This window comes from Xanthomonas sp. NCPPB 3761 (assembly GCF_041475705.2).
In the GTDB taxonomy this organism is placed as follows: domain Bacteria; phylum Pseudomonadota; class Gammaproteobacteria; order Xanthomonadales; family Xanthomonadaceae; genus Xanthomonas; species Xanthomonas phaseoli.
The window spans coordinates 4119332-4144329 of the sequence record NZ_CM191262.1 but is presented as its reverse complement, the minus strand read 5'-3'; the positions used below and the strand labels follow the sequence as shown (position 1 = coordinate 4144329).

Sequence of the window (24998 nt, the reverse complement as noted above, 5' to 3'; positions counted from 1 at the left end):
CTCTTACTCGGCAGCCGGTTTGGCGCCGGCTTTGGTGTCCAGGTAATAGGCCACCACCTCGCCCTTGATCTTCATCGTCATCGGGTTGCCACGACGGTCGCGCGCCTTGCCGACCTGCACCTTGATCCAGCCTTCGCTGACCGAGTATTCCTCCACGTTGTCGCGTTCGATGCCGTTGAAGCGCACGCCGACGCCGCGGTTGAGGGCATCGGCGTTATGGAACGGGCTGCGTGCGTCGATGGCCAGGTGATCGGGAGGGGTATCGCTCATGGGAAAGGCGTCATGGCGGCCTGGATAGCCGTCTTCGGCCGCACAGGATACGGGCCTGCGCCGGGAAGACCAGCCCCGGCGACGCAGCGACGTGCGCTCATCGGTTTGCTTGCGCGCCGTCAGGCCTCACACTTCCGACCCTGCACTCCAGCAAACGAGACCGCAATGCCTGACAACAGTGCCGACTACGAAGACGACGAAGGCCTGCAGCCCGAGGGCGACGAAGACGATGTGGATGACCATCCGGCGCGGGTGTGGAACCTGCTGGTGCTGATCAACCCCGGCGACGAAGACACCGCGCTGGCCCAGTTCGACGCCTGGCGCGAAACGCAGGCCGAGGCTGATGGCGACGAAGGCGACGACGCCTGGCTGTGGGCGCTGAAGGACGTGATCGACTGGCGCTCGGGCTTCTATGTCGACTGGAAGGACACCGATTCGTTCATCGCCGCCATCGACGAACTCAGCGCGCGCTGGAACCTGCGCATCGACTGGGGCGGCGACCTGGACGACGAAGATTTCGCCGGCAACCTGGAGGTCCCCGACTTGATGGCGGTGGCGTTCGATCGCCTGCGCGAGCACGGCTACTCGCTGTGGAACTGGAACACCGGCGGCGACGCCTACGCCGGCTGGTTCGCCCTCAGTCGCGACGACGACGCCATGCTGGCGCTGACCTCGCTGCTGGGGGTGGAAGTGCGGCTGGGGAACGAGGCGTTCTGAGGTGGGAATCGGGAATCGGGAATTGGGAATTGCAAGGGCGGGTCCCGAGCCATTTGCTGTATGAGGGTGGCTTTTTGTGTGCAATGCGCCGTCACTGCAACTGACGCAGTTTTTTGCCGCAGCTGCATCGCATTGGTTTAAACGAAGGAACGTGAAACGAAAGGGGCTGCTATACCAAGACGTTCTTGCGTAAAAGCGCTTTGTATCGGACTTTCTCGAGCATACCGCAGCGCATGCAAGCGCCCTTGACGAGCACGCAGCCCACGACGACCCCGCTTTTCCGATTCCCGATTCCCGATTCACGGCACCTCGCCCCGCGCCTGCGCCCGCGCATTGGCGATCAAGGCCTTGAGCAGGGCGCGGTCGGTGTGGCGGGAGATGGGGATGGCGCCCAGGGCAATGGCCTCAAGGCGGAGCGGTGCAGGCACGTCGTAGTGCGCACCGCTGAGTTTGTTCTGGAAGGCGCGGCGGGGAATGCCCAGCCGCGCCGCCATGGCATGCAGCTCGTCCAGCGTATCGCCGAGCAGGTGCGCCCAGCGCTGGTCGCGCCACAGGTGCACCGCATCGTCGACGTAGACGGCCATCGGCCGGGTCAGGCCTTCTTGGACTTCTTCGGCTTCTTGCCGGCGCTGTCGCCGCTTGCCTCGTCTGTCGCTTCCTCGGCGGCGTTGTCGCCGGCGTCTTCGGTGTCGCTGCCTGCGTCTTCGCCAGCGGCGTCGTCGGCCACGGCATCGCTGCCGTCTTGGCCTGCCTCGCTGTCGGCGTCTTCGTCGCCGTCTTCATCGGCATCGGCGTTCTGGAACTCGGCCACCAGCTTGGTCAGGTATTCTTCGGCGGTCTGGCCTTCGTCGGCGGCCAGGTCGTCGATCATCTGCTGCAGCTGGGTCGAATATTCCAGCGAGATGGTCTTGCCTTCGGCTTCCTGCAGGTTGGCCAGGTGCTTGAGCATGGCCAGCATCGGGACCGGGTTGTCGGCGCTGCCCATGGTCTGGCCGCCGATCGACAGCATCCACTCGCTGCCACCCTGCAGGCCGATCGCGGCCACCACGCGCCCTTCGGCCTCCTGCAGCACGGCATGATTGATGACCTGGGGCGCCTGGCCCAGACGGACGAAGGGGCGCTTGGGCTGCTGCTTCTTGCGCTTGTCGCGCTTGGCCTTGGAATTGCGGGACACGGTATTCTCGACGCTGGGAATGGCCGGCCATTCTAGAGCGTGCGCCGCACGATGGGATGCGTGGCGGAGTTGGCCCATGGATGCGACCGGGCCGCCGGAGCCGCATCGTCTTGGCAGGCACCGACCTCAGAGCCGCGACCAGGATGCCCCAAGCCCGAGCTGCCGCAGGCCATCGCCCGGTGTCGATTGCCTGGCGAATCCGGAAAATCCCGGCCCGCGCCACCAAGCCTGTCGGCCTGAATTACCGCTTCTCCACCGCCGCTTCAGCGGCCTTCGCGAGCGCGGTGGCAGAGGCCACCTGCGCGCTGGACGAGATACGTGGTCCTGCCGGACGCGCAGCAGCAGTGCCTGCCGATGCCAGGACCGGAGCCGGGGGCGCAGCCGCGGCAGCGGCGACTGGCGGGGCCGCGTCTGACTTTGCGCCTTCGACAGGCGTCCCCACGGTGGCGGTGCCGGTGGCCGCGGCGCCGCTCAGGTCCGGTACCTGGGTGTCGGCATCGTGCAGCGATTTGCCCAACGCCACGCCTTGTCCGGCGCCGGCCAGGGCTGCGTTTTCGGCGTCCTGGGTCATCACCACGATACTGATGCGGCGGTTGATCGGGTTCTGCGGATCGGTCTTGTCGAAAAGCACCGACGAGGACAGCCCTACCACACGCGTCACCTTGGCATCGGACATGCCCCCGGCCACCAGGGCGCGGCGCGCGGCATTGGCGCGGTCGGCGCTGAGTTCCCAGTTGGTGTAGCCGGCATCGCTGCTGTAGGCGGTGGTGTCGGTATGACCGGTGATGCTGATGTGGTTGGGCACCTGGTTGATGAAGCTGGACAGCTCGCGCAGGATCGCCACCGTATACGGCTTGAGCTGGTCGCGGCCGATGTCGAACATGGGGCGGTTCTGCTTGTCCACGATCTGGATGCGCAGGCCATCGGGCGTGAGGTCCAGCAGCAACTGGTCCTTGAACGGCTCCAGCGCCTGGCTCTTGTCGATGGCCTCCTTCAGGTCCTGCATCAGCGCTTCCAGGCGCCGCTTGTCCTTGGCACGGCTGTCCACGTCGGTGTCGGCCGCGTTGTCGCGCTTGCGGCCCATTTCGTCCTTCTGCCCCTTGGCCATGTCGGCGGTACCGCCGAGCTTGATCATCGAGGTGCTGGCGCCGCCGGGGCCGTTCATGCCGGGCGAGGGCGCCGGCGACTTGCCGGACAGCGGGCTGGGGTTGCGGAAGTATTCGGAGATCGCCGCGCGCTGTTCCTTGGTGGTGGCCGCCATCAGCCACAGCACCAGGAAGAAGGCCATCATCGCGGTCACGAAGTCGGCAAACGCCACCTTCCAGGCGCCGCCATGGTGGCCGCCGCCCTGTACCTTCTTGACCCGTCGGATGATGACGGTGGATTTGGCCTCGGCCATGACCGCGGCCCTACTTGATCGTCTTCAGGTGCGTTTCGAAATCGCCGAAGCTCGGACGCACATTGGAGGGCAGGGTCTTGCGCGCGAACTCCAGCGCAATCTTCGGGTTGTAGCCACGCAGGCACGCCAGCAGCGCGGTCTTGACCGCTTCGTAGATGCGTCCGTCCTGCTCGGCACGCGCTTCCATCGCCGCCGACAACGGCGAGACGAAACCGTAGGCCAGCAGAATGCCGAGGAAGGTGCCGACCAGCGCGGCGCCGACATGGTGGCCGATCTCTTCGATCGGCCCGCCGATCGAGCCCATGGTGATCACGATACCGAGCACCGCCGCCACGATGCCGAAGCCGGGCAGGCCGTCGGAGACTTTGCTCAGCGCATGCGACGGCGCCAGGGCTTCGTGATGGTGTTTTTCCAGTTCCAGTTCGAGCAGCGGTTCCAGCTCGTGCGGCTCGATGTTGCTGCCGATCATCAGGCGCAGGCAGTCGGTGATGAAGTCCAGCAGGTGATGGTCGGCCACCACCTTGGGGTAGTTGCCGAAGATGGTGCTGTCCTGCGGCTTTTCGACGTGGTCTTCCAGCGCCATGAAGCCGTCGCGGCGGGCCTTGTTCAACAGTTCGTAGATCAGGCTCAAGGTGTCCTTGTAGTCGTCGGACTTGTATTGCGGGCCCTTGAACACGCCCATGATGCCGCTGAGGGTTTCCTTGACGATCTTGCCCGGCGTGCTGACCAGGAACGCGCCCAGCGCCGCGCCACCGATGATCATCAGCTCGTACGGCTGCCACAACGCGCCCAGCTTTCCGTGCGACAGCACATAGCCGCCGAGGACGCTGACGATGACGACGATGAAGCCAACGATGATGAGCATGGCGCAGCCGGAAGCAAACTGGGGTTGCTAGTGGTTTCGGCTTGCGCGGCCGATTCTTGAAGCGCACGGCGTGAAGACGTGCGCTGTAGCTGAATGTCTAGCCGATTGTAATGGCGGTCTCATGCACGCATCTGATTGCCTCGCCGCCTGCCAGCGACAGTGTCGCTTCGCCGGCGTGTTCCCAGAATTGGTTGCCCTGCGCATCGGCAAAGCGCGCCCCGGATGCCGCCTGGGCACTAAGCAGCACCAGCCTGCGGTCTTCGAGGGTCAGCTGCAGGGCATCGGTGGCCGCGTCGAAACGTGTCGCGATCATGCGCGGGCCGCAGCGCCAGGCCACCGTGTGCGCGGCAAGCGTGGGGCCGGCCGCCGCCGCCGGAGTGGGTGTCCTGGCCGGATGCGGCAGCGGGCCGGTCACGCTGGCATCGGTGCCGGTGGCGAGCGGGCGCGCGTCGGGTTGGAGGCCGGCTGGCTGCGCTTGTGCGGGCTTGGCCGTCTGCGTTGCCGGGGGCGGGCTACCTGCGCTGCAGCCGGCGAGTGCGGCCGCCAGCAGGCCGGTAAGCATCAGCGCTGAGGACGTGTGCATCTGCGTACTCCTGCCTGGTTCGGATGGCCGCCGTGTCTGCGGCGGTCGGGACCTGGGGTGCCAGTCCTGGCGCCGCCCGAGCGCTTGCATCGGGCGCGTCGGGGCCGGGAAGGCCTGCCTACAACTGAACACGCGACCGCTTTACGGCTGGGACGTCGCCTGCATGTGGCCGCTCATATGGAGATCAAGCCTTGCCTGAGGTTCTCGCGCCAGCAAGCGATCTGCACATCGGCATGTCGGCGCGAACCGCTTGCACGCGGTTCGCGCCATGACGCGCAAGAACGCAGGTGGGCGTTGTCGACTACCTCCAGGCACCGCAGCGGCAGTGGCCCAGACGCGGCGCCATCAGGCCGCTTGCGCTTCGGCGCCTTGGCGCTGCAGCGGATTCGGCAGCGCCTGGCCATTTTCGGTGAAGCCCAGCGAGACCGAGTTCAGGCAGTGGCGCTCGCCGGTGGGCGGCGGGCCGTCCGGGAACACATGGCCCAGGTGGCTGTCGCAGCGCGCGCAGACGATTTCGGTGCGGATCATGCCGTAGCTGGTGTCGCGGATCTCGCGCACATGGGCCGGGTCGTAGGGCGCAAAGAAGCTCGGCCAGCCGGTGCCGGATTCGAATTTGGCGCTGGAACGGAACAACGGCAGGCCGCACAGCCGGCAGGTGTAGACGCCGTCCAGCTTGTTGTCCAGAAACACCCCGCAGAACGGCGCTTCGGTGCCATGGTGCAGCAGCACGCGCTGTTCCTCGTCGCTGAGCCCGGCGATCAGGGCATCGCGTTGGGCGGGGGAGGGAGGGGTCAGATCGAACTGGCTCATGGGGCTCTCGCATGCGCTCGCCAGCGGGGTGCCGGCGCCTGCTTCCGTGATGTGGGCAGTGTCGGGGTGGTTCAACCGCTAGGACGTAGCCAATGGCCTGCCACTGCGGCGGAGGGTCGGCCTTTCTTCGCACCGCAACCACCTTGCGAAAGCGTTCATCCCCCGGCCGGTCGCATGCATTGCCGCAGCGCCCCCGCGCCCCAATCACTGCATGACCCTCGAACACGCAAGGTGACTGTCATGGCGATCCACGCATCAAGCCGCCGCGTTCTGCTGTGCGTCCTACTGACGATGTCCGGCGCGGTGGCGGCGCAGTCGGCCACCACCACGCGCTCATCCACGAGCTTGCAGCCCATCACCACGCCAACGCCCGTCCAGCCCACGGTGACGCCGCCGCGCGCGCTGCAGCCGGCGCCTGCCGCCGCACCCGTGCCCTCGCAACTGGGGCAACGCCCGGTCGCGCCGAGCATCCCCACGCATGGGCCGGCACAGACGCCGGTCGCGCCTGCCGGCAGCCAGGTGGCGCCGACCAAGCCGATGGTCTACGACCGCAATGGCCGCTTGCTGCAGGGCATGCAGCCGGCCGGCGCCAACCGGGTGCTGGATACCAAGACCGGCCGCTACTACGACGCTGTACCGGCAGGCGATGGCATGCGCGTGGTGCGCTGACAGCAGCGCTCGCGCTGCGCACACACCGCCCATAGCGACCGTCTTGCCACCCAGTCCCCGCGCTTTTGAAATTGTCTGCTACGCAGCAGGCGATATGCAGCCCGCACACCCGCGTACCTGCACACCCGCCCATTCCCGATTCCCGAATCCCGAATCCCCACTCAATCGGCGATCGGCAAGGCCAGCGTCTCCTTGACCTCTTCCATCACGATGTAGCTCTTGGATTCGCGCACATGCGGCATGGTCAGCAGGGTGCTGCCGAGCAACTTGCGGTAGGACGCCATCTCGCTGATGCGCGCCTTGAGCAGGTAGTCGAAATCGCCGGAGACCAGATGGCATTCCAGCACGTTGGGCAGCTTCAACGCGGCGCGGCGGAATTCTTCGAAGATGTCGCCGGACTTGTAGGCCAGGCTGATCTCCACGAACACCAGCAGGCTGGCCTTGAGGTAGTGCGGGTCCAGTCGCGCGTAGTAGCCGGTGATGGCGCCGTCGCGCTCCAGCCGGCGCACGCGCTCGGTGCAGGGCGTGGTCGACAGGCCTACCCGTTCGCCCAGTTCGGTGAACGAAATCCGCCCCTCCTGCTGCAGGATGCGCAGGATCTTGCGGTCGATCTTGTCCAGCTCGCGGGCGCGGGTGCTCATGGGGTTTGTGTCGGCAGGGTTTGGCAGGAAGTTTCACTGCAAAGCTGTGCCGATTCCAGAAATGGCACTGCCTGGCTCGCAATATACTGCGTCTAACTATCCCCCTCCGCGCATGGTTGTGGGGGAATGCCCTTTTCAGGAGAACGACATGCGTGTGCTCATTCTCGGTAGCGGCGTCATCGGCGTGACCAGTGCGTGGTACCTGGCGCAGGCCGGTTGCGAGGTGACCGTGGTCGATCGCCAGCCGGCGGCGGCGCTGGAGACCAGCTACGCCAACGCCGGCCAGCTGTCGTTCGGCTACACCTCCCCCTGGGCCGCGCCCGGCGTGCCCGGCAAGGCGGTCAAGTGGCTGTTCGAGCAGCACGCGCCGCTGTCGATCCGCCCCACCCGCGACCTGCGCCAGCTGGCGTGGCTGAGCCAGATGCTGCGCAACTGCACCGCCGAGCGCTATGCGGTGAACAAGGCGCGCATGGTGCGCATGTCCGACTACAGCCGCGATTGCCTCAACGCCTTGCGCGCCGAGACCGGCATCGAATTCGAAGGCCGCCAGCTTGGCACCACGCAGTTGTTCCGCACCCAGCAGCAGCTCGATGCCGCCGCGCAGGATATCGAGGTGCTGGCCCAGTACGGCGTGCCGTACGAGCTGCTGAGCCCGGCGCAGATTGCGCAGTTCGAACCCGGCCTGGCCGGCGGTGGCGCACAGATGGCCGGCGCGCTGCGCCTGCCCGAAGACCAGACTGGCGACTGCCGCCTGTTTACCCAGCGGCTGGCCGAACTGGCCGTGCAGGCGGGTGTCACGTTCCGCTACGGGCAGCAGATCGAGCGGCTGGAGCATGCCGGCGGCCAGGTCAGCGGCGTGCAGATCGATGGCCGCATGGAAACTGCCGACCGCTACGTGCTGGCGCTGGGCAGCTATTCGGCCGATTTGCTGCTCTCGCTCGGCCTGCATCTGCCGGTGTACCCGCTCAAGGGCTATTCGTTGACCATCCCGATCGTCGATGCGCAGCGCGCGCCGACCTCCACCGTGCTGGACGAGAGCTACAAGATCGCGCTGACCCGCTTCGACGACCGTATTCGCGTCGGCGGCATGGCCGAGGTGGCCGGCTTCGATCTGTCGCTGAATCCGCGTCGTCGCGCCACCCTGGAAATGGTCGTCAACGACCTGTTCCCCGGCGGCGGCGATCTGGCCCAGGCCGAGTTCTGGACCGGCCTGCGCCCGGCCACCCCGGATGGCACCCCGGTGGTGGGCGCCACCCCGTACGCCAACCTGTTCCTCAATACCGGGCATGGCACGTTGGGCTGGACCATGGCCTGCGGTTCGGGGCGCTACCTGGCCGACCTCATGCAGGGCCGCACGCCCGAGATCGATACCGAAGGCCTGGATGTGTTCCGCTACCTGTCGCCGCGCAGCGCGCGCCCGCAGCGGGAGGCCGCGTAGTGCGTCCTGCGCAAGCGTCGATCGATCTGGAGGCATTGCGCCACAACTACCGCCTGGCCAAGCGCCTGGGCGGCAGCAAGGCGCTGGCGGTAGTCAAGGCCGACGCGTACGGGCACGGTGCAGTACGCTGCGCGCAGGCACTGGAGCCGGAAGCCGATGGCTTCGCAGTGGCCTGCATCGAAGAAGCGCTGGAACTGCGCCAGGCCGGCATCCGCGCGCCGATCCTGTTGCTGGAAGGGTTTTTCGAACACGACGAGCTGCGCCTGATCGCCGAGCACGATCTGTGGACGGTGGCGGCCACGCCGCAGCAGGTGCGCGCGCTGGCCGAGTTCCAGAGCCCGCGGCCGTTGCGCGTGTGGTTGAAGATGGACAGCGGCATGCATCGGCTGGGCCTGTCGCCGGAGGACTTCCGCGCCGCCTGGCTGCGCCTGCGCGGACTGCCGCAGATCGCCTCGCTGGTGCTGATGACCCACCTGGCACGTGCCGACGAGCTGGACTGCAGCCGCACCGACGAGCAGGCGGTGGCCTTCGCGCTCACCGCTGGCGGCATGCGTGCGGAAACCAGCATTCGCAATTCGCCCGGCCTGCTCGGCTGGCCAGCGCTGCGCAACGACTGGTCGCGTCCCGGGTTGATGCTGTATGGCGCCAATCCCTTTCCGCAGCACACCGAGCACACCGCGCAACTGCGTCCGGTCATGACGCTGCGCTCGCGCATCATTTCGGTCCGCGATCTGCCGGCCGGCGAGCCGGTGGGCTACGGCGCCCGCTTCGTTGCGCAGCGGCCGACGCGCGTGGGCGTGGTGGCGATGGGCTATGCCGACGGCTACCCGCAGTTCGCGCCCAACGGCACCCCGGTCTTGGTGGACGGGCAGATCTGCCCGCTGATCGGTCGCGTTTCGATGGACATGCTCACCGTGGACCTCACCGACCACCCGCAGGCCGACATCGGCACGCCTGTGCAGCTATGGGGCGATGTGCCGCAGGTCAGCGCGCTGGCGGCGCAATGCAACGTCAGCGCGTATCAGTTGCTGTGCGGGCTCAAGCGGGTGCCGCGGATCTATGTGGGTGAGGCGGCAGTGGGCAAGATTTCAGCATAGCGGCATCCCTTCTCCCATCGCGGGAAGGTGGCGCGTAGTGCCGAATGAGGGGCGAGCGAAGCTGCGTGCAGTTTGAATGCCACGTGTGCTGCGCCCCCGTACCCTCATCCCAATCCCTCTCCCACAGGGAGAGGGGCTTTAGCGGCGGCTCACACCTTCGCGCCATACCCTCACCCAACCGCTCCCTCGACCGGAGAGGATTTTCAGCGGTAACTCACAACCCGGCGGTACTGCGATCGCCGCGGAACTGCTTGCGCACCCAGTCGTCGATCATCGCCTTCTCGAAGCGCAGCGGGTCGCTGTCGGTCAGGCGCGGTCCGCTCATCAGGAAGGCCGAATCCACCAGCTTGCGTTCGCCCTGGTCGATCACGCGGCCATCGGCGCCGGTGAGCGTGTAGGTGAAGCTCAGGCGCGGCGGGTAGATGTCCTTGACCACGCGCACGTCCTGCAGGCGCGGTCCGTGCCAGGGCTCGTACTGGCCGGCGCGGCGGATATCGGTGATGGTCACGCTCAGGTGCTGGCCATCGGGCAACTGGCGCGCTGCGCTCTGCTGGAAGTGGGTTGCCAGCTGGGTCACCCAATCGCCGCGCTGCGCCTCCCAGCGGTTGCCGCTGAAGCGCATCTCGGAGAACTGCGCAGGGTCGGTCCAGCGCACGTCCACCTTGCCATCGCTGCTGAGCGCGCGCGGTGCATCGGGGTCGGTGACGTTGCGCACCCCCGCCTGCACACCCGTCGCGGCAAGCAAGCCAGCCAGCAGCAGGCTGGCGACGGAGAGATTGGAAAGTTTCATCGAAAGCCTCCAAGCGGAAGGTACGTTGTGTACCGGCTGTTCCCGCAGTGTGGGGGTGCCTCGCAGCGCCCGCAACGCGCTGCACGCCTGGACTCGCGACCACGTTGCCGCGCGGTTAATCCGGCTGCCAAACGCCATGACGGTGGGTTCACTGCGCCTGCGCCCGCGCTTCACGGCACAGCCAGGAAGATCGCCAGCATGGACACCCACTCTTACCGCACAAAATCAGCGTCTTCGGCGCCGGCACACATGCCGTCGGACGTGCGACTGCAATTCATCGACTGGGCCAAGCAGCACGGTCACAACCCCGCTTCCGGTGCGGCCGCCTTCGTGGCACTGCAGAGCGAGGTCGACCTGGACCTGGCCACGCGCGCGCTGCAGCTGGAGCCGAATGACGACCCGCGCGCGGCGCTGCGCGAGCATCTGGCCGCGTTGGCGCGCCAGGTGGATGTGGCCGTGCAGTTCCCCCCGGTCTACACCTACACCGCGGCCAATGGCCTGGAGTACCGCTACTCGCTGATGCTGGTCATTGCCGAAGATTGCGTGGAGTGGACCGGCCGGGTCTGGCACGACCTGGACTACCAGGGAATGCTCACCGGCCGTGGACAGGGTCCGCGTGCCAACTACACCCAACTGGCGCGCATGGCGCTGGAACATGAGCTTGATCAGGAGCGTCCCCGTTATGTCCAGGCATGAACTCGAGTTGCAATTGCCGGTCGGCGCGGAGATTGCCAGCGGGGAAGATGGCTTCACCCAGCGCTGCCGCGAGGAATGCGCGAAATTGGGAGTGGCGCGGGTGCGCCTGTTGCTGCTGGACTCCGATTACGCACGGTCCACCGCCTGGCGCGAGGAAGCGCAACGCTGGATGGACGCACAGCTCCGTCGCGAGGGCGAATGGGTGTTCCGCGGCGTGATCGCCGGCATCGTGGTGCTGGCAGCCTGCATCGGATTCGCTGCCACCACCTTGTGGTGAACCGGGGGCTGCGCAACGAAAGCGTGAACTTGCCCGGCCGGGCGTGCACCCGCTGACGACATCGGGCATGGTTTCATCTGCCCGTCATCCGCTCCGGCAGCATCCGTGGTTTCCGATTTGAGCACTCCTCCTTCCAACCCAACGCTTGCTGCCGCCCTGCCGGCCGCCATCGCCGAGCCGTTTCTGGACCCGGCGATGTATCACGAGATTTTCCACAACATCGATGCTGGCTTTTGCGTCATCGACATGGTGTTCGACGGCGAGCAGGCGGTGGACTATGTGATCCGCACCACCAATGGCGCCTTCGAGCGCTACACCGGTTTGTCCAACGCGCTCAACGTCTCCGTCCGCGGCATGCTCCCGGAGCACGAGCAGGAATGGTTCGACCGCTACGGCCATGTTGCGCGCACCGGCAATCGTATCCACTTCGAAATGCAGGCCAAGGCGCTCAAGCGCTGGTATTCGGTGGATGCGTTCCGGGTCGGGCAGCCGGAGCAGGCGCGGGTGGCGGTCCTGTTCATGGACATCACAGAGCGCAAACGCGTCGAGCGCGAACTGGCCGAGAGCGAGGCGCGCTTCAGTGCCCTGGCCGACGGCTTGCCGATGCCGGTCTGGGTGCTGGACGCGCAGGGCGTCGTGCGCTTCGTCAACAGTGCGTACGGCGAATTTTTTGGCCTGGATATTTCCAGCGGGACGGTGTCGGCGTGGATCGAACTGCTGCACCCGGACGATTTGCCGACCTTCCAGTTCGAGCTGGCGGCATCGCTGCAGGAACAGCGTGGCCTGCGCGCGCTGGTGCGTGCGCGCCGCCATGATGGGCAGTGGCGCTGGATCGAAATGACCGCCACGCCGCGCTATTCGGCCGATGGCCGTTTCATCGGGCTTGCCGGCAGCAGCCCGGACGTGACCGAGCAGCGCGAGATCGAGCTGGCGCGCGAACAATTGCTGGAATCCGAGCGCAGCGCGCGCAACGAGGCCGAAAGCATGGCGCGGCTGAAGGACGAGTTCCTGGCCACGCTGTCGCACGAACTGCGTACCCCGCTGACCACCATCCTGGGCTGGAGCGAGTTGCTGTTGCAGCGGGTCGAAGAAGGCCAGCCGTTTTACAAGGGCCTGTCGGTGATCGCCAGCAGCGCACGTGCGCAGAAGCGGCTGATTTCCGACATGCTCGATCTCAGCAGCATGTTGCTGGGCAAGGTGCAGCTGGAAGTCGAATCGCTGGATCTGGTCGAGCAGGTGCGCGAAGCCTTGAACACCCAGGAACTGGCTGCCGAAGGCAAGGATCAGGTACTGGAGCTGCACGTGCCGCCCACGCCCTGCCTGGTGCTTGGCGATGCCACGCGCCTGCAGCAGGTGTTGTGGAACCTGCTGTCCAACGCGATCAAGTTCACCCCGGCACATGGCCGTATCGACGTCAAAATCGAGCGCGACGACGGGCATCTGGTGGTATCGGTCTGCGACTCCGGCGATGGCATCGCAGCCGAATTCCTGCCGCATCTGTTCGGCCGGTTCCGCCAGGCCGACGGCACCACCACGCGCCAGCATGGCGGCCTGGGCCTGGGCCTGGCCATCGTGCAACAGCTGGTGGAAATGCACGGCGGCCAGGTTGGTGCCACCAGTGGCGGCCGTGGCCAGGGCGCGACCTTCACCGTGCGGCTGCCGGAACACATTCCCGACCAGGCCAAGCGCCCACGCCGCGAATTGCGGCGGCGTCTGTTGTCCGAACAGATCGTCGAAGCGCGCGCGCTCAACGGCCTGCGCCTGCTGGCGGTCGAAGACCAACCGGACATGCTCGATTATCTGCGGCGTCTGCTGGAAGAGCAGGGCGCCGAAGTGGTCACTGCCGGCAGCGCCACCGATGCGCTGGCATTGATCGATCATCGTGGCCACGCACGCTTCGATCTGATGCTGACCGATATCGGCATGCCGGGCATGGACGGTTACGGCTTGATCCGCACGGTCCGCGAAAACCTCGGGCTGGACGCCACCGCATTGCCGGCGGTGGCGGTCACCGCCCTGGCCCGCGAAGACGACCGCAAGCGCGCGCTGGAGTCCGGGTTCCAGGAACATCTGGCCAAGCCATACAGTGTGGCGCAACTGGTCACGGCCGTGCGTGCCGCGCGCCAGGCGCTGGAGTAACCGGCGCGCGGTGGCACCGCCGCGCATCGGGTCACCGCAAGCTGTTGAGGCGATGCGTTGGCGACGCAGCGGCGTGTGTGTGGTTAGCTACCCGGCGTCTTTCCATGAGCCGCTGATCTGCCCAAGACGCCCGATCCTCCTGCAACCAACACGATGGTGTGGTGGATGAGCCGTTCACCACGGGCGCAGCATGGTCGCAGTAGAAGACCGATGTGTACGCATACGTGGCGACACTGCCGCGCCGATGCCGATAACCGGTACGCGGCGCGCTTTCTGCCTCTTTCACGCATGCTGGCCTAGCGTGGTGCGCTCAGCTCATGGAGATTGCGCAATGCCCAAGTACGCCCCGCACGTCTATTCCGAACAGGTCCAGATCGCCACACTCGAACATTGGGTGTCCCTGCTCGATGGTCAGGAGCGTGTGCGGATCGAGCTCGACGACGGCAGCATGATCAGCGGCATGGTTGCCGTGCGCCCAAGCCTGCAAACCTATCTGGACGAACACGACAACGAAGGATTGAACGGTCAGCTGCGGCTGGACCAGCTGGATGCATCGCAGGAGCCGCAGTGGATCTGGATGGACCGGATCGTGGCGGTGCACCCGTTGTTGCTGGGCGCCGATCCGCAAGTCATGCCGTGACGGCGGCGTGTTGACGGTGTGTTTACTTCTCACGCTCGCGTTGGCGGCATGATCGCTGGCTGACGCAACCGTCCAGGAGTTGGCCGCAATGAATGCATCCCGATTGAAGTTCGCCCGCTGGCCGCTGTCGTTGACGGCGCTGGCCGTTCTCGCCGCGTGCGGCGATACGGCAACGTTGGCGATCGAACAGGGGACCGGGCCGGACCCGCAATTGCCCGAGCCGGTGAAGCGCCTGATTCCCACCGTCAAGGTGGCGCCGGTCAAACGCTGGGCAGCCAATGCCAAGCCCATCGCGGCCGACGATCTGCAGGTTGCCGCGTTTGCGCGCGATCTGGATCACCCGCGCTGGATCTACGTGCTGCCCAACGGCGATGTGCTGGTGGCCGAGACCGCCGAGCCGCCCAAGCCCGAGGATGCCGAAGCGGGCGGCGGACTGCGCAAGAAAGTGCAGGGCGCGATGATGAAAAAGGCCGGCGCGGCGGTGGCGAGCGCCAACCGCATCACCTTGTTGCGCGATGCCGATGGCGACGGCGTGGCAGAGGTGCGCACGCAATTCGTCAGCGGCCTGTTTTCGCCGTTCGGCATGGCGCTGATCGGCGACCGCTTCTATGTCGCCAATGCCGATGCGCTGGTGAGTTTTCCGTACAAGCCCGGCGACACGCATCTCACCGCCAAGCCGACCTTTGTGGCCAATCTGCCCGGTGGAATCAACCATCATTGGACCAAGTCGCTGCTGGCCAGCCCGGACGGCAGCAAGCTCTATGTCGGCGTCGGTTCCAACAGCAACGTGGCCGAAAATGGCATGGAAGCCGAGCTCAATCGTGCGGCGATCCTGGAGATCGACCCGGCCACCGGCAGCAGCCGCGTCTTCGCCGGCGGCTTGCGCAATCCGGTGGGCACCGCGTGGGAGCCGCAGAGCAAATCGCTGTGGGTGGTGGTCAACGAGCGCGACGAAATCGGCAGCGACCTGGTACCGGACTACCTCACCTCGGTGCGCGACGGCGGTTTCTACGGCTGGCCGTACAGCTACTACGGCCAGCATGTGGACGAGCGGGTCAAACCGCAGAACGCCGAACTGGTGGCCAAGGCGATCAAGCCCGACTACGCGCTCGGCCCGCACACCGCATCACTTGGCCTGAGCTTTGCCAGCGGCAGCTTGCTGCCCGAGCGTTTCCGCCAGGGCGCCTTCATCGGCCAGCACGGCTCGTGGAATCGCGACCCGCCCAGCGGCTACAAGGTGCTGTTTGTCCCGTTCGCCGACGGCAAGCCCAACGGCCCGCCGATCACGGTGCTGGACGGATTCCTGGATGCCGAAGGCAATGCACAGGGCCGCCCGGTGGGCGTGGCGCCGGACAGTCGCGGCGCACTGTTGGTGGCCGATGATGTGGGCAATGTGATCTGGCGGGTGACGCCGAAGGCGCGTTGAACCCGCATGCCGACCGCTTGCGCAGGACAGCAGGCAATCCCAGTTGCGATGGGAGACACACCTCTCCCACGCATTCTCCTGGGTGTCTTGTGGAGGTGCCCCGGAAGTAGCTGACGGTGATGTGCGCAGCCTGCGTTCACCGTGCTGAAAACCGCGCAACTGCCCTGTATTGCAGGGCTGCAATTCGAAACACGCAGCGTCCGAAGTGCACCATCGGCGTATTGTTGGAAAGTACGGCTGCCTCCCAGGCGAAGCAGGCGAACCTAGAAGCGAGCGTGTGCAGAATTTTGTGTAACCGTGGTTTGGGTTACCGCTGAGGAAGTCGCCCCTCGAACTGGATCGTAAAGCGGTTCAGCGCAGCCTTCCAGTCGCGGATCGGCAGCGTCCATTTCTTGGTGATGTTGCGCAGAGCCAGGTAGAACAGTTTCATCAAGGCTTCGTCGCTGGGGAACGCGCCGCGGTTCTTGGTCAGCTTGCGCAGGCTCATGTTGACCGACTCGATGGCGTTGGTCGTATAGATCACCTTGCGGATCTCCGGTGGGTAGTCGAAGAACGGGATCAGTCGTGACCAATTGCGCCGCCATGACTGGCTGATGGGCGGGTACTGGGCGTCCCACTTGGCCTCGAACTCGGTCAGTGCCTGCTCGGCCTCCTCGACGGTGGCGCAGGCGTAAATGCGCTTGAGATCGGCGGCAACCTCGGCGCGGCGTTTCCACGAGACGTAGTTCAGGCTGTGCCGCACCATGTGCACGATGCACAGCTGCACGGTGGTCTGCGGGAACACCGCCTCGATCGCCTCGGGAAACCCCTTCAGGCCATCGACGCAGGCAATGAAGATGTCCTGCACCCCGCGGTTGCGTAGCTCCGTCACGACTTGCAGCCAAAACTTGGCACCCTCGGCCTGCGCCAGCCATAGGCCCAGCACTTCCTTCTCGCCGCCCATGGTGATGCCGATGGCCAGGTACACCGCCTTGACCCGCACCGCGCCCTCGCGCACTTTGACGTGGATGCAGTCCAGATAGACGATCGGATAGACCGGATCCAGTGGCCGCGCCTGCCACGCCTTGACCTCCTCGACGACCGCATCGGTGACTGAGGAAATCAGACTCGGCGACACCTCGGTGCCGTACATCTCCTCCAGGTGCGACTGGATCTCGCGCACGGTCATGCCGCGCGCGTACAACGACAAGATCTTGTCATCGAAGCCGGCCCAGCGGGTCTGGTGCGGTAATCCCCCCGCCCATTAGCAGACGCCAGAAGTGGAATTTTCTCGTATCCTTTCTCGAGGAGGTTCCATGAAGAAGTCCCGCTTTACCGACAGCCAGATCATCGCCGTGCTCAAGCAGGCCCAGGCCGGTGCGCCCGTGCCGGAGCTGTGCCGCGAGCACGGCATCAGCTCGGCCACGTTCTACAAGTGGCGCAGCAAGTTCGGCGGCATGGACGTGTCCATGGTCGCGCGCATGAAGGAGCTGGAGGAGGAGAACCGCCGGCTCAAGAAGATGTACGCCGAGGCGCAGCTCAGTACCGACCTGCTGAAGGAAGCGCTCGCAAAAAAATGGTGAGGCCATCTCAGCGACGCGAGATGGCCCAATCGGCAGTCACGAGCGGGCGTACGAACATCCGCCACGCCTGCCAGGCCTTCGCGGGAGCGTGTGCAGAATTTTGTGTAACCGTGGTTTGGGTTACCGCTGAGGAAGTCGCCCCTCGAACTGGATCGTAAAGCGGTTCAGCGCAGCCTTCCAGTCGCGGATCGGCAGCGTCCATTTCTTGGTGATGTTGCGCAGAGCCAGGTAGAACAGTTTCATCAAGGCTTCGTCGCTGGGGAACGCGCCGCGGTTCTTGGTCAGCTTGCGCAGGCTCATGTTGACCGACTCGATGGCGTTGGTCGTATAGATCACCTTGCGGATCTCCGGTGGGTAGTCGAAGAACGGGATCAGTCGTGACCAATTGCGCCGCCATGACTGGCTGATGGGCGGGTACTGGGCGTCCCACTTGGCCTCGAACTCGGTCAGTGCCTGCTCGGCCTCCTCGACGGTGGCGCAGGCGTAAATGCGCTTGAGATCGGCGGCAACCTCGGCGCGGCGTTTCCACGAGACGTAGTTCAGGCTGTGCCGCACCATGTGCACGATGCACAGCTGCACGGTGGTCTGCGGGAACACCGCCTCGATCGCCTCGGGAAACCCCTTCAGGCCATCGACGCAGGCAATGAAGATGTCCTGCACCCCGCGGTTGCGTAGCTCCGTCACGACTTGCAGCCAAAACTTGGCACCCTCGGCCTGCGCCAGCCATAGGCCCAGCACTTCCTTCTCGCCGCCCATGGTGATGCCGATGGCCAGGTACACCGCCTTGACCCGCACCGCGCCCTCGCGCACTTTGACGTGGATGCAGTCCAGATAGACGATCGGATAGACCGGATCCAGTGGCCGCGCCTGCCACGCCTTGACCTCCTCGACGACCGCATCGGTGACTGAGGAAATCAGACTCGGCGACACCTCGGTGCCGTACATCTCCTCCAGGTGCGACTGGATCTCGCGCACGGTCATGCCGCGCGCGTACAACGACAAGATCTTGTCATCGAAGCCGGCCCAGCGGGTCTGGTGCTTGGGGATCAGCTGTGGCGCGAAGCTGCCGTGGCGATCACGCGGAATCTCGATCGGCAGCTCGCCGAACTCGCCCTTGAGCGTCTTGCGGCTGCGTCCGTTGCGCGTGTTGCCGGCCGCGTTGGCGACCGGCTCATGCTTGTCATGACCGAGGTGTTCGGTCATCTCCGCGTCCAGCGCCCGCTCCACCAACCGCTTGGTCAGCTGCTTGAGCAGGCCGTTCTCGCCGATCAGATCCTCGGGTTTGGTGTAGTTGACCAACAGGCTGCTAAGCAGCTCGTCGGGTACCTCATGTGTGCGTGGGCTCATGGTGTCTCCGGGTTAGGTGGCAGTCTCCTGCCTGTGGCCCGGTTACACAAAATCTAGGACACGCCCCTTCGCGGTGAGCCAGACCTGCTTCCGCTACCAGGCCAAGGCCAGCGAGCAGAACGCCCGGATCGCCGACTGGCTGGTCCGCCTGACGACCGCCCATCGCGACTGGGGCTTTGGCCTGTGCTACCTGTACCTGCGCAACGTGAAGGGCTTTGGCTGGAATCACAAGCGGGTCTACCGGATCTACCGCGAGCTGGAGTTGAACCTGCGGATCAAGCCGAGGAAGCGGCTGGTGCGTGAGCGGCCCGAGCCTCTGGCGGTGCCGGAGGCTATCAACCAGGTCTGGTCGATGGACTTCATGCACGACCAGTTGGCCGACGGCCGCAGCTTCCGGCTGTTCAATGTGCTCGACGACTTCAATCGCGAGGGGCTGGGGATCGAGGTGGATCTGTCGCTGCCGTCAGCCCGTGTGATCCGATCGCTGGAGCAGATCATCGAGTGGCGCGGCAAGCCCGCCGTGATCCGCTGCGACAACGGCCCTGAATACATCAGTGGCGCGTTGCTGTCCTGGGCGCAGCGGCATGGTATCCGGGTCGAGCACATCCAGCCGGGCAAGCCACAGCAGAACGCCTACGTTGAACGCTACAACCGCACCATCCGCTACGCCTGGCTCGCCCAAACCCTGTTCGACACCATCGACCAGGTGCAGGACAAAGCCACCCGCTGGCTATGGACGTACAACCACGAGCGTCCGAATATGGCGCTCGGCGGCATCACGCCTGCCATGAAGTTGGCGATGGCCGCTTAGCTCCACTTCTGGCGACCGCTAAAAGTGGGGGGATTACCGTGCTTGGGGATCAGCTGTGGCGCGAAGCTGCCGTGGCGATCACGCGGAATCTCGATCGGCAGCTCGCCGAACTCGCCCTTGAGCGTCTTGCGGCTGCGTCCGTTGCGCGTGTTGCCGGCCGCGTTGGCGACCGGCTCATGCTTGTCATGACCGAGGTGTTCGGTCATCTCCGCGTCCAGCGCCCGCTCCACCAACCGCTTGGTCAGCTGCTTGAGCAGGCCGTTCTCGCCGATCAGATCCTCGGGTTTGGTGTAGTTGACCAACAGGCTGCTAAGCAGCTCGTCGGGTACCTCATGTGTGCGTGGGCTCATGGTGTCTCCGGGTTAGGTGGCAGTCTCCTGCCTGTGGCCCGGTTACACAAAATCTAGGACACGCCCCTAGAAGCAGGCGAACCTATATGATTTGGTCGGGCTGACTGCGTCCGATGGACGCAAGGCCGGTCAAGAGTCTGGCCAAACCACATGCAGCGTGTCGTACGTGCAGCGTGTCTGCAGGATCTATACGCGCTCTGGATCGAGGGCGCCTGACGCATGCTCCATCGCGTGCGGCAGAGCAGGTTCCAGGCGCCCGCATCGAGTACCTCGCCCTTAAGGATGGTCTGATCAATGCGGCCAGAGGATGCGTCGACCCGCATCGGTAGCGCTGACTACGCTCACACCTTCGGTTTTTCGCTGTTTCCAGCGCATTCTCGGGGCGTTCTCCCCATTACAGGCACAACTTCCCAACGGCAGGCATCAACTGCTTCCGCTTCAGCCACAGGTTCGACAGCGCAAAGAGCGTCAGCACCTGCGCGGTGTTTTTGACCAGGCCGCGATAGCGCACCTTGGCATAGCCAAACTGGCGCTTGATCACCCGAAACGGATGTTCCACCTTCGCACGCAGGCTGGCCTTGGTGTGCTCCCAGCGCTTGGCCAACTTCAGTTCGCGCTTGTTCTTGATCTGCTTCAGCTTCGAGGGCTTCTCCGCGATCAGGTAGCGTAGCTTGCGCTTGCCCTTGATCTCATCGCGCTTCTCAAGCCCGGTGTAGCCGCTGTCCCCACACACCGTGTCTTCCTTGCCATGCAGCAGCTTGTGCGCTTGCGTGATGTCCGCCACGTTGGCTGCCGTGCATTCCACGTGGTGCACTAGGCCGGATTCATCATCCACTCCAATGTGCGCCTTCATCCCGAAGAAGTATTGGTTGCCCTTCTTGGTCTGGCGCATCTCCGGATCGCGCTCACCGTCCTTGTTCTTGGTCGAACTGGGCGCAGAGATAATCGTGGCATCCACAATCGTCCCGCCGCGCAGGCTCTGACCCTTGCGCGACAGATGCGCGTTCACCCGATTGAACAGCTTGCGCGCCAAATCGTGCTGCTCCAGCAGATGGCGAAAGTTGAGAATCGTCGTCTCGTCCGGCACCTCATCCAGCCCGCCGATCTTGGCGAAACGGCGCATCGACACCGTGTCGTACAAGGCTTCTTCCGCCGATGGATCGCTCAATGCATACCACTGCTGCAAAAAGTGGATGCGCAGCATCGTCTCCAGCCGATACGGCTGTCGTCCCGGTTGCCCCGACTTCGGATAGTGCGGCTCGATCAGCCCCAGCAGCTCCTTCCACGGCACGACCTGCTCCATCTCGGCCAAAAACACCTCACGCCGCGTCCGCTTGCGCTTGCCGTCGTACTCCGCGTCGCCGAAGGTCAGCTGCATCGAAATCGTCTACTCGGGTCGATGATCGATTGTGGCAGATCAGGACGGATTGTTCAGAGTTTCCTTAACGGGGTGCCTCCGGCGAGGCACTGAAGCGCCGCGCATAGCCGCGCTCTTCGGTAATGCGAGTAATATCCTCATCGGCCATTTCCGGGGCGCCATACACTGCGTAGGCCACCGTGCCATCGCCACGTTCGCCAATCTGGTGCAGGCGGTAGCGGGGTCTGCCGGCGCCAGTGTTTTCGGGGTAGTGCATCGGTGGCGGGGTGTCGTCCAGATCCATTTCGCTGTTGTCGACAACTCCTCCTACGAACAAGGCTCGCATCGCGTCTCTCCGCTGTGGGCTTGGATCCCAGCCTAGGCGGGCGAATGTTGCGTGCGCATCAATAACCTGTGTAGACGCGGCGACCAGCGGGCGGTACAACCGCGGCGCTCCCTTGAAATGGCCGGCCCGCAAGACGGTCTATTGCCAAGTACTGCGCAAAGTTGACTGAAAGCGCTGACTCTGGCGCGATGCTCGGCCTCGCAGGAACTTCTGCAAATATCCCAAGCTCCTCTTCCCAAACAAGCGAGAGGAGCTGGCCGACAATTATGCGGAGGAGAAGAAATCAGAAAGGCTGACGCGGGTTGTCGTTGTCGCCTTTACTTGTCGGGGCACTGAATTGATAGCCTGTCAGTTGCCATGATCCACCTGACTGACCAGCCCATTCGTAATCCCATTGTTCAAATGCCCCGCCAGGAAATTCGTTACGGATTGTAATCTTCTCGCCAGGGACGCCGCTGGTGGGTAAAGGAACCGGTGGACCATCCGGCCCGGACTGAATACTAATCAATCCGGTCGAGACTATGCTGCGAGAGACACTCAGGCTACTCGTCGGCAACAGCGGCGGATACTTTGGTGAGTGCTGCTTGATCCAAGCGACGATGGATTGCGATTCGTTAGATCCGGCGCGATATAAACTTTTCTGCGTTGTTACCAGCGAGCTGGATGGCGCCGTCGCCGTACGATAATTCTGACCATATGCGGACGTCGCCAAAAATAGTGTTACGGAAAACAGTCCGAAATATTTCCTATATCTCATATCCAGTATTCCTATTGATGATCGGCAGGCCTTCCTGCGAGCTCAAGCGTGGGCCTTTGCTCTGACGCTGTCAACGCACTCATTAAAGAAGCCATCAAGCGTCGGTAAGCCATTCCAAGTCAGCCTGTGGATGAGATTGAGTCACGTGATCGCTATCGCATTATCGCTTCGCGCTCAACACCGTATTTTGTTACTTATCAGTCAAGTTGAATTATATGGATGCCACGCAAGCCTCCTCTTCTGCTTCGGACAGTCAGTATGCAACCGCAGCGGGCGGCACACCGCCGCCGCTCCCTTACAATGGCCGCCCATTTCTGCTCCGACGACCAATGGCTGGCCTGCACGACGCCCCGCTTCAAGCGCTGTTTCTGCCCTTTGCTCAGGGCGCGCTGCCATGGCCGGAAGGACCGGTCTTGTTCCTGCGCGCGCGCGACGGTTTCCCGCTGCGCGAGCGGGCAACCACCCAGACGCTGACCTGCGAGCAGAGCTTCCGTCCGTTTGCCGAAGCGCTGGAGCGCAACGGGTGGACGGTGCGCGAAGAAAGCGAGATCGAGGCCGACAGCACGCGCTATGCCCTGGTGCTGGTGCTGCCCCCGCGGCAGCGCGAAGAGGCACGTGCGCTGTTCGCACGTGCGGTGGCGCTGACTGCACCCGGTGGCCGCGTGGTCGCCTGCCAGTCCAACAACGAAGGCGCACGCTCGGGGGAAGCGGATCTGCGCCAGCTCACCGGGCTGGCCGGTAGCCTGACCAAGTACCACTGCCGCACCTATTGGAGCGCGCCGCTGCCGGCTGGCACCGATGCCGCGCTGCAGGCCCGCTGGGCCGCGTTGGATGCGCCACGCAAGATTCTGGACGGCCGCTTCGTCAGCCGTCCCGGCGTCTTTGCCTGGGATCGCATCGACCCCGCTTCTGCGTTGCTGGTCGAGCATCTGCCCACCACGCTGGCCGGCCATGGCGCCGATCTGGGCGCGGGTTTCGGGTATCTGTCGGCCGAAGTGCTGGCGCGTTGTCCCAAGGTCACCGCGCTGGATCTGTACGAAGCCGAGGCGCGCGCGTTGACACTGGCGCGGCGCAATCTGCAGGACATCGCGCATCCGGCGCAGCTGCACTACCACTGGCGCGATATCACGGCCGGGCTGGTGGGGCAATACGATTTCATCGTCAGCAACCCGCCGTTCCATACGCCGTCGCGTGCCGACCGCCCGGACATCGGGCAGCGCTTCATTGCAGTGGCCGCGCAGGCGCTGCGCCCGGGCGGGCAAGTGCTGCTGGTCGCCAACCGGCATCTACCCTACGAACAGGTGCTCAACGACAGTTTCGGGCAGGTGCGCGTGGCTGCCGAACGCGATGGATTCAAGCTGATCGCGGCGACCCGCGGCCGCGGGGCGCGCCCATGAAGCTGGTCAAACACATCGCCAATCTCGGCTACGGCAGCCGCAAGCAAGTCACCCAGCTGTTCCGGCAGGGCGCGATCACCGATGCGCAAGGCGAGGTGCTGTATGCCGACGACCAGGTGGAGCACGACGCCATCCGCATCGATGGCGAACCGCTCGATCCGCCGGCGGGCTTGAGCCTGTTGCTGCATAAACCCGGCGGCTACACCTGCTCGACCAAGGACACCGGCCGGCTGATCTACGAATTGCTGCCGCCACGTTTCCGCCTGCGTGCGCCGGTGTTGGCGCCGGTGGGGCGGCTGGACCGCGAGACCAGCGGCCTGTTGTTGATGACCGACGACGGCGCGCTGCTGCATCGGATCATTTCGCCCAAATCCGCGCTGGACAAGGTGTACGACATCACCCTGGCCGAGGACCTGCGTGGCGAGGAGGCCGCGCTGTTCGCCAGCGGCAGCCTGCTGCTGGAGGGCGAAACCAAGCCGCTGCTGCCGGCCGAACTGGAGGTGCTTGGCCCACGCCAGGCGCGGCTGACCCTGCACGAAGGTCGCTATCACCAGGTGCGGCGCATGTTCGCTGCTGCCGGCAACCATGTGGTCGCGCTGCACCGCAGCCGCATCGGTGGCCTGTCGCTGGAGGGTTTGCCGTCGGGGCAATGGCGTGCGCTGGAAGTCAGCGATCTTGAGGTGTTGTTCGGCCGTGGCGGCCCGGCATGACGCACGCTGCAGCGTTGCCGTTTCGCCCGCAGGCGGTGATCTTCGACATGGATGGCTTGATGCTCGACAGCGAGCGCGCCATCACCGCCTGCCTGGCGCAGGCCGCCGACGACCAGGGTCTGCAGATCGAACCGGTCTTCTGGTTACGCATGGTGGGCACCGGCGATGCGGCCTGCCGCCGGTTGCTCGGCGAGCGGATCGGCGAGGCCGCGGCCGACACCATGCTGGCGCATGCGCAACGGCTGTATGCCGCTGCGGTCGAGTGCGGCATCCCGCATCGGCCCGGCATCATTGCGCTGTTGGACTATCTGGCAGCCCAGCGCATGCCGCGTGCGGTGGCCACCTCCACCCAGCGCCCGCTGGCGCTGCGCAAGCTGGAAGCGGCCGATCTGTTGTGGCGCTTCGATGCGGTCTGCACGGCCAGCGATGTGGTCCATCCGAAACCTGCGCCGGATATCTATCTGCTGGCGGCGCGCACCCTGGCGGTGGACCCCGCGCAGTGCCTGGTGCTGGAAGACTCGCCCACCGGCGTGCGTGCAGCATTGGCGGCGGGCATGACACCGATCCAGATTCCGGACCTGCTCGAACCCGATGCCAGCGTGCGCGCGCTCGGCCACCGCATCCTGCCTTCGCTAGGCGATGCGCAACGCTTGCTGGAAGCCCGCTTGTCGCAGTGATGGGGTCGGGTGGATGCGTCCCGGGTCCAGCGCACGCGCCAGTCGAGCTGTGA

25 protein-coding genes and 4 pseudogenes are annotated in these 24998 nt (G+C 65.0%); 14 read left to right on the top strand and 15 right to left on the bottom strand.

Features of this window, described 5'->3' with window-relative positions:
• Nucleotides 1-3: 3 nt before the first annotated feature.
• Complete coding sequence (locus ACCQ00_RS18015) at nucleotides 4-270, bottom strand: DUF3297 family protein (RefSeq protein ID WP_017157439.1); 267 nt, start codon at nucleotides 268-270, stop codon at nucleotides 4-6.
• Nucleotides 271-435: 165 nt separating this feature from the next.
• On the opposite strand from ACCQ00_RS18015, the gene ACCQ00_RS18010 reads away from it, so the two are divergent.
• Nucleotides 436-987 carry a DUF6630 family protein gene (locus ACCQ00_RS18010; RefSeq protein WP_039571573.1) on the top strand — a complete coding sequence of 184 codons (552 nt, stop codon included), beginning with the start codon at nucleotides 436-438 and terminating at the stop codon, nucleotides 985-987.
• 299 nt (nucleotides 988-1286) lie between these two features.
• Here the strand turns inward: ACCQ00_RS18010 and ACCQ00_RS18005 are convergent, their stop codons facing one another.
• The 6 genes from ACCQ00_RS18005 to msrB all read right to left on the bottom strand — a co-directional run bounded on the left by ACCQ00_RS18005 (nucleotide 1287) and on the right by msrB (nucleotide 5818).
• On the bottom strand, nucleotides 1287-1571 hold the full coding sequence (locus ACCQ00_RS18005; RefSeq protein ID WP_017157441.1) for a DUF4031 domain-containing protein: 285 nt from the start codon (nucleotides 1569-1571) through the stop codon (nucleotides 1287-1289).
• Nucleotides 1572-1579: 8 nt separating this feature from the next.
• Complete coding sequence (locus tag ACCQ00_RS18000; RefSeq protein ID WP_039571575.1) at nucleotides 1580-2161, bottom strand: hypothetical protein; 582 nt, start codon at nucleotides 2159-2161, stop codon at nucleotides 1580-1582.
• 241 nt (nucleotides 2162-2402) lie between these two features.
• Entirely contained in the window at nucleotides 2403-3560 is a 1158-nt protein-coding gene (gene motB / locus ACCQ00_RS17995) for a flagellar motor protein MotB (protein WP_039571578.1), read from the bottom strand.
• A 10-nt stretch (nucleotides 3561-3570) separates the two neighbouring features.
• Nucleotides 3571-4425, bottom strand: coding sequence for a flagellar motor stator protein MotA (gene motA, locus ACCQ00_RS17990; protein ID WP_003489127.1), 855 nt, complete (start codon nucleotides 4423-4425; stop codon nucleotides 3571-3573).
• A 97-nt stretch (nucleotides 4426-4522) separates the two neighbouring features.
• The gene (locus tag ACCQ00_RS17985; RefSeq protein ID WP_039571581.1) at nucleotides 4523-5008 is read right to left on the bottom strand and encodes an MliC family protein; all 486 of its coding nucleotides are present in this window, start codon (nucleotides 5006-5008) and stop codon (nucleotides 4523-4525) included.
• A gap of 345 nt (nucleotides 5009-5353) precedes the next feature.
• Nucleotides 5354-5818 carry a peptide-methionine (R)-S-oxide reductase MsrB gene (gene msrB / locus ACCQ00_RS17980; protein WP_017157445.1) on the bottom strand — a complete coding sequence of 155 codons (465 nt, stop codon included), beginning with the start codon at nucleotides 5816-5818 and terminating at the stop codon, nucleotides 5354-5356.
• Nucleotides 5819-6058: 240 nt separating this feature from the next.
• Between msrB and ACCQ00_RS17975 the strand changes: the two genes are divergently transcribed.
• A complete protein-coding gene (locus ACCQ00_RS17975; RefSeq protein ID WP_039571583.1) occupies nucleotides 6059-6487 on the top strand; it encodes a hypothetical protein in 429 nt (142 codons plus the stop codon).
• Nucleotides 6488-6648: 161 nt separating this feature from the next.
• Here the strand turns inward: ACCQ00_RS17975 and ACCQ00_RS17970 are convergent, their stop codons facing one another.
• Nucleotides 6649-7128 carry an Lrp/AsnC ligand binding domain-containing protein gene (locus ACCQ00_RS17970; protein WP_007963043.1) on the bottom strand — a complete coding sequence of 160 codons (480 nt, stop codon included), beginning with the start codon at nucleotides 7126-7128 and terminating at the stop codon, nucleotides 6649-6651.
• A 148-nt stretch (nucleotides 7129-7276) separates the two neighbouring features.
• Here ACCQ00_RS17970 and ACCQ00_RS17965 point away from each other — a divergent pair, with 148 nt between their 5' ends.
• Complete coding sequence (locus tag ACCQ00_RS17965) at nucleotides 7277-8566, top strand: D-amino acid dehydrogenase (RefSeq protein ID WP_039571587.1); 1290 nt, start codon at nucleotides 7277-7279, stop codon at nucleotides 8564-8566.
• Entirely contained in the window at nucleotides 8566-9663 is a 1098-nt protein-coding gene (gene alr, locus ACCQ00_RS17960) for an alanine racemase (protein WP_039571590.1), read from the top strand. The genes ACCQ00_RS17965 and alr overlap by 1 nt, the downstream gene beginning before the upstream one ends.
• Before the next feature lie 214 nt (nucleotides 9664-9877).
• On the opposite strand, the gene ACCQ00_RS17955 is transcribed toward alr, so the two are convergent.
• On the bottom strand, nucleotides 9878-10453 hold the full coding sequence (locus ACCQ00_RS17955) for a DUF3016 domain-containing protein (protein WP_039571593.1): 576 nt from the start codon (nucleotides 10451-10453) through the stop codon (nucleotides 9878-9880).
• Between the two features lie 249 nt (nucleotides 10454-10702).
• On the opposite strand from ACCQ00_RS17955, the gene ACCQ00_RS17950 reads away from it, so the two are divergent.
• From ACCQ00_RS17950 to ACCQ00_RS17930, 5 genes are all read left to right on the top strand, one after another.
• Complete coding sequence (locus ACCQ00_RS17950) at nucleotides 10703-11149, top strand: hypothetical protein (RefSeq protein WP_017157450.1); 447 nt, start codon at nucleotides 10703-10705, stop codon at nucleotides 11147-11149.
• Nucleotides 11136-11426 carry a hypothetical protein gene (locus ACCQ00_RS17945; protein WP_039571596.1) on the top strand — a complete coding sequence of 97 codons (291 nt, stop codon included), beginning with the start codon at nucleotides 11136-11138 and terminating at the stop codon, nucleotides 11424-11426. The genes ACCQ00_RS17950 and ACCQ00_RS17945 overlap by 14 nt, the downstream gene beginning before the upstream one ends.
• Nucleotides 11427-11531: 105 nt before the next feature.
• Nucleotides 11532-13565 carry a PAS domain-containing hybrid sensor histidine kinase/response regulator gene (locus tag ACCQ00_RS17940; RefSeq protein WP_039571599.1) on the top strand — a complete coding sequence of 678 codons (2034 nt, stop codon included), beginning with the start codon at nucleotides 11532-11534 and terminating at the stop codon, nucleotides 13563-13565.
• Nucleotides 13566-13896: 331 nt separating this feature from the next.
• A complete protein-coding gene (locus tag ACCQ00_RS17935) occupies nucleotides 13897-14205 on the top strand; it encodes a DUF3247 family protein (protein WP_039571602.1) in 309 nt (102 codons plus the stop codon).
• 88 nt (nucleotides 14206-14293) lie between these two features.
• A complete protein-coding gene (locus ACCQ00_RS17930) occupies nucleotides 14294-15631 on the top strand; it encodes a PQQ-dependent sugar dehydrogenase (protein WP_017157454.1) in 1338 nt (445 codons plus the stop codon).
• Between the two features lie 307 nt (nucleotides 15632-15938).
• Here ACCQ00_RS17930 and ACCQ00_RS17925 read toward each other — a convergent pair.
• Nucleotides 15939-16856 (bottom strand): annotated as a pseudogene (locus tag ACCQ00_RS17925) (IS256-like element ISXax1 family transposase); the annotation flags it as partial.
• Nucleotides 16857-16926: 70 nt separating this feature from the next.
• Here ACCQ00_RS17925 and ACCQ00_RS17920 point away from each other — a divergent pair.
• Nucleotides 16927-17276: pseudogene (locus tag ACCQ00_RS17920) on the top strand (transposase); the annotation flags it as partial.
• A 37-nt stretch (nucleotides 17277-17313) separates the two neighbouring features.
• On the opposite strand, the gene ACCQ00_RS17915 reads toward ACCQ00_RS17920, so the two are convergent.
• Nucleotides 17314-18540, bottom strand: a complete 1227-nt coding sequence (locus ACCQ00_RS17915; RefSeq protein ID WP_011345585.1) for an IS256-like element ISXax1 family transposase — start codon at nucleotides 18538-18540, stop codon at nucleotides 17314-17316.
• A 64-nt stretch (nucleotides 18541-18604) separates the two neighbouring features.
• On the opposite strand from ACCQ00_RS17915, the pseudogene ACCQ00_RS17910 reads away from it, so the two are divergent.
• Nucleotides 18605-19351, top strand: a pseudogene (locus ACCQ00_RS17910) (IS3-like element ISXac2 family transposase); the annotation flags it as partial.
• A gap of 38 nt (nucleotides 19352-19389) precedes the next feature.
• Here the strand turns inward: ACCQ00_RS17910 and ACCQ00_RS17905 are convergent.
• The 4 genes and pseudogenes from ACCQ00_RS17905 to ACCQ00_RS17890 form a co-directional block, all read right to left on the bottom strand.
• A pseudogene (locus tag ACCQ00_RS17905) lies at nucleotides 19390-19701 on the bottom strand (transposase); the annotation flags it as partial.
• A 394-nt stretch (nucleotides 19702-20095) separates the two neighbouring features.
• Nucleotides 20096-21079 (bottom strand): IS5-like element ISXfu1 family transposase, encoded by a 984-nt coding sequence (locus ACCQ00_RS17900; protein ID WP_022557821.1) that lies wholly within the window; start codon nucleotides 21077-21079, stop codon nucleotides 20096-20098.
• A 64-nt stretch (nucleotides 21080-21143) separates the two neighbouring features.
• Nucleotides 21144-21404, bottom strand: a complete 261-nt coding sequence (locus ACCQ00_RS17895) for a hypothetical protein (RefSeq protein WP_074053337.1) — start codon at nucleotides 21402-21404, stop codon at nucleotides 21144-21146.
• A gap of 283 nt (nucleotides 21405-21687) precedes the next feature.
• The gene (locus tag ACCQ00_RS17890; RefSeq protein ID WP_080576076.1) at nucleotides 21688-22161 is read right to left on the bottom strand and encodes a hypothetical protein; all 474 of its coding nucleotides are present in this window, start codon (nucleotides 22159-22161) and stop codon (nucleotides 21688-21690) included.
• 329 nt (nucleotides 22162-22490) lie between these two features.
• Between ACCQ00_RS17890 and ACCQ00_RS17885 the strand changes: the two genes are divergently transcribed.
• From ACCQ00_RS17885 to ACCQ00_RS17875, 3 genes are read left to right on the top strand one after another with little or no spacing between them, the layout of a single operon-like run.
• Entirely contained in the window at nucleotides 22491-23558 is a 1068-nt protein-coding gene (locus ACCQ00_RS17885; RefSeq protein WP_372353999.1) for a class I SAM-dependent methyltransferase, read from the top strand.
• Nucleotides 23555-24268, top strand: coding sequence for a pseudouridine synthase (locus ACCQ00_RS17880; protein WP_039570911.1), 714 nt, complete (start codon nucleotides 23555-23557; stop codon nucleotides 24266-24268). The genes ACCQ00_RS17885 and ACCQ00_RS17880 overlap by 4 nt, the downstream gene beginning before the upstream one ends.
• Nucleotides 24265-24945: an HAD family hydrolase gene (locus ACCQ00_RS17875; RefSeq protein WP_017157456.1), complete on the top strand. Its 681-nt coding sequence runs from the start codon at nucleotides 24265-24267 to the stop codon at nucleotides 24943-24945. The genes ACCQ00_RS17880 and ACCQ00_RS17875 overlap by 4 nt, the downstream gene beginning before the upstream one ends.
• The last annotated feature ends 53 nt before the right edge of the window (nucleotides 24946-24998 follow it).

Excerpts from the sequence above, each read along its gene's own strand:
- ACCQ00_RS18015 (WP_017157439.1), bottom strand. The coding sequence starts at position 270 with ATGAGCGATACCCCTCCCGATCACCTGGCCATCGACGCACGCAGCCCG.
- ACCQ00_RS18010 (WP_039571573.1), top strand. The coding sequence starts at position 436 with ATGCCTGACAACAGTGCCGACTACGAAGACGACGAAGGCCTGCAGCCC.
- ACCQ00_RS18005 (WP_017157441.1), bottom strand. The coding sequence starts at position 1,571 with ATGGCCGTCTACGTCGACGATGCGGTGCACCTGTGGCGCGACCAGCGC.
- motB (WP_039571578.1), bottom strand. The coding sequence starts at position 3,560 with ATGGCCGAGGCCAAATCCACCGTCATCATCCGACGGGTCAAGAAGGTA.
- motA (WP_003489127.1), bottom strand. The coding sequence starts at position 4,425 with ATGCTCATCATCGTTGGCTTCATCGTCGTCATCGTCAGCGTCCTCGGC.
- ACCQ00_RS17985 (WP_039571581.1), bottom strand. The coding sequence starts at position 5,008 with ATGCACACGTCCTCAGCGCTGATGCTTACCGGCCTGCTGGCGGCCGCA.
- msrB (WP_017157445.1), bottom strand. The coding sequence starts at position 5,818 with ATGAGCCAGTTCGATCTGACCCCTCCCTCCCCCGCCCAACGCGATGCC.
- ACCQ00_RS17975 (WP_039571583.1), top strand. The coding sequence starts at position 6,059 with ATGGCGATCCACGCATCAAGCCGCCGCGTTCTGCTGTGCGTCCTACTG.
- ACCQ00_RS17970 (WP_007963043.1), bottom strand. The coding sequence starts at position 7,128 with ATGAGCACCCGCGCCCGCGAGCTGGACAAGATCGACCGCAAGATCCTG.
- ACCQ00_RS17965 (WP_039571587.1), top strand. The coding sequence starts at position 7,277 with ATGCGTGTGCTCATTCTCGGTAGCGGCGTCATCGGCGTGACCAGTGCG.
- ACCQ00_RS17955 (WP_039571593.1), bottom strand. The coding sequence starts at position 10,453 with ATGAAACTTTCCAATCTCTCCGTCGCCAGCCTGCTGCTGGCTGGCTTG.
- ACCQ00_RS17950 (WP_017157450.1), top strand. The coding sequence starts at position 10,703 with ATGCCGTCGGACGTGCGACTGCAATTCATCGACTGGGCCAAGCAGCAC.
- ACCQ00_RS17945 (WP_039571596.1), top strand. The coding sequence starts at position 11,136 with ATGTCCAGGCATGAACTCGAGTTGCAATTGCCGGTCGGCGCGGAGATT.
- ACCQ00_RS17935 (WP_039571602.1), top strand. The coding sequence starts at position 13,897 with ATGCCCAAGTACGCCCCGCACGTCTATTCCGAACAGGTCCAGATCGCC.
- ACCQ00_RS17930 (WP_017157454.1), top strand. The coding sequence starts at position 14,294 with ATGAATGCATCCCGATTGAAGTTCGCCCGCTGGCCGCTGTCGTTGACG.
- ACCQ00_RS17915 (WP_011345585.1), bottom strand. The coding sequence starts at position 18,540 with ATGAGCCCACGCACACATGAGGTACCCGACGAGCTGCTTAGCAGCCTG.
- ACCQ00_RS17900 (WP_022557821.1), bottom strand. The coding sequence starts at position 21,079 with ATGCAGCTGACCTTCGGCGACGCGGAGTACGACGGCAAGCGCAAGCGG.
- ACCQ00_RS17895 (WP_074053337.1), bottom strand. The coding sequence starts at position 21,404 with ATGCGAGCCTTGTTCGTAGGAGGAGTTGTCGACAACAGCGAAATGGAT.
- ACCQ00_RS17890 (WP_080576076.1), bottom strand. The coding sequence starts at position 22,161 with ATGAGATATAGGAAATATTTCGGACTGTTTTCCGTAACACTATTTTTG.
- ACCQ00_RS17885 (WP_372353999.1), top strand. The coding sequence starts at position 22,491 with ATGGCTGGCCTGCACGACGCCCCGCTTCAAGCGCTGTTTCTGCCCTTT.
- ACCQ00_RS17880 (WP_039570911.1), top strand. The coding sequence starts at position 23,555 with ATGAAGCTGGTCAAACACATCGCCAATCTCGGCTACGGCAGCCGCAAG.
- ACCQ00_RS17875 (WP_017157456.1), top strand. The coding sequence starts at position 24,265 with ATGACGCACGCTGCAGCGTTGCCGTTTCGCCCGCAGGCGGTGATCTTC.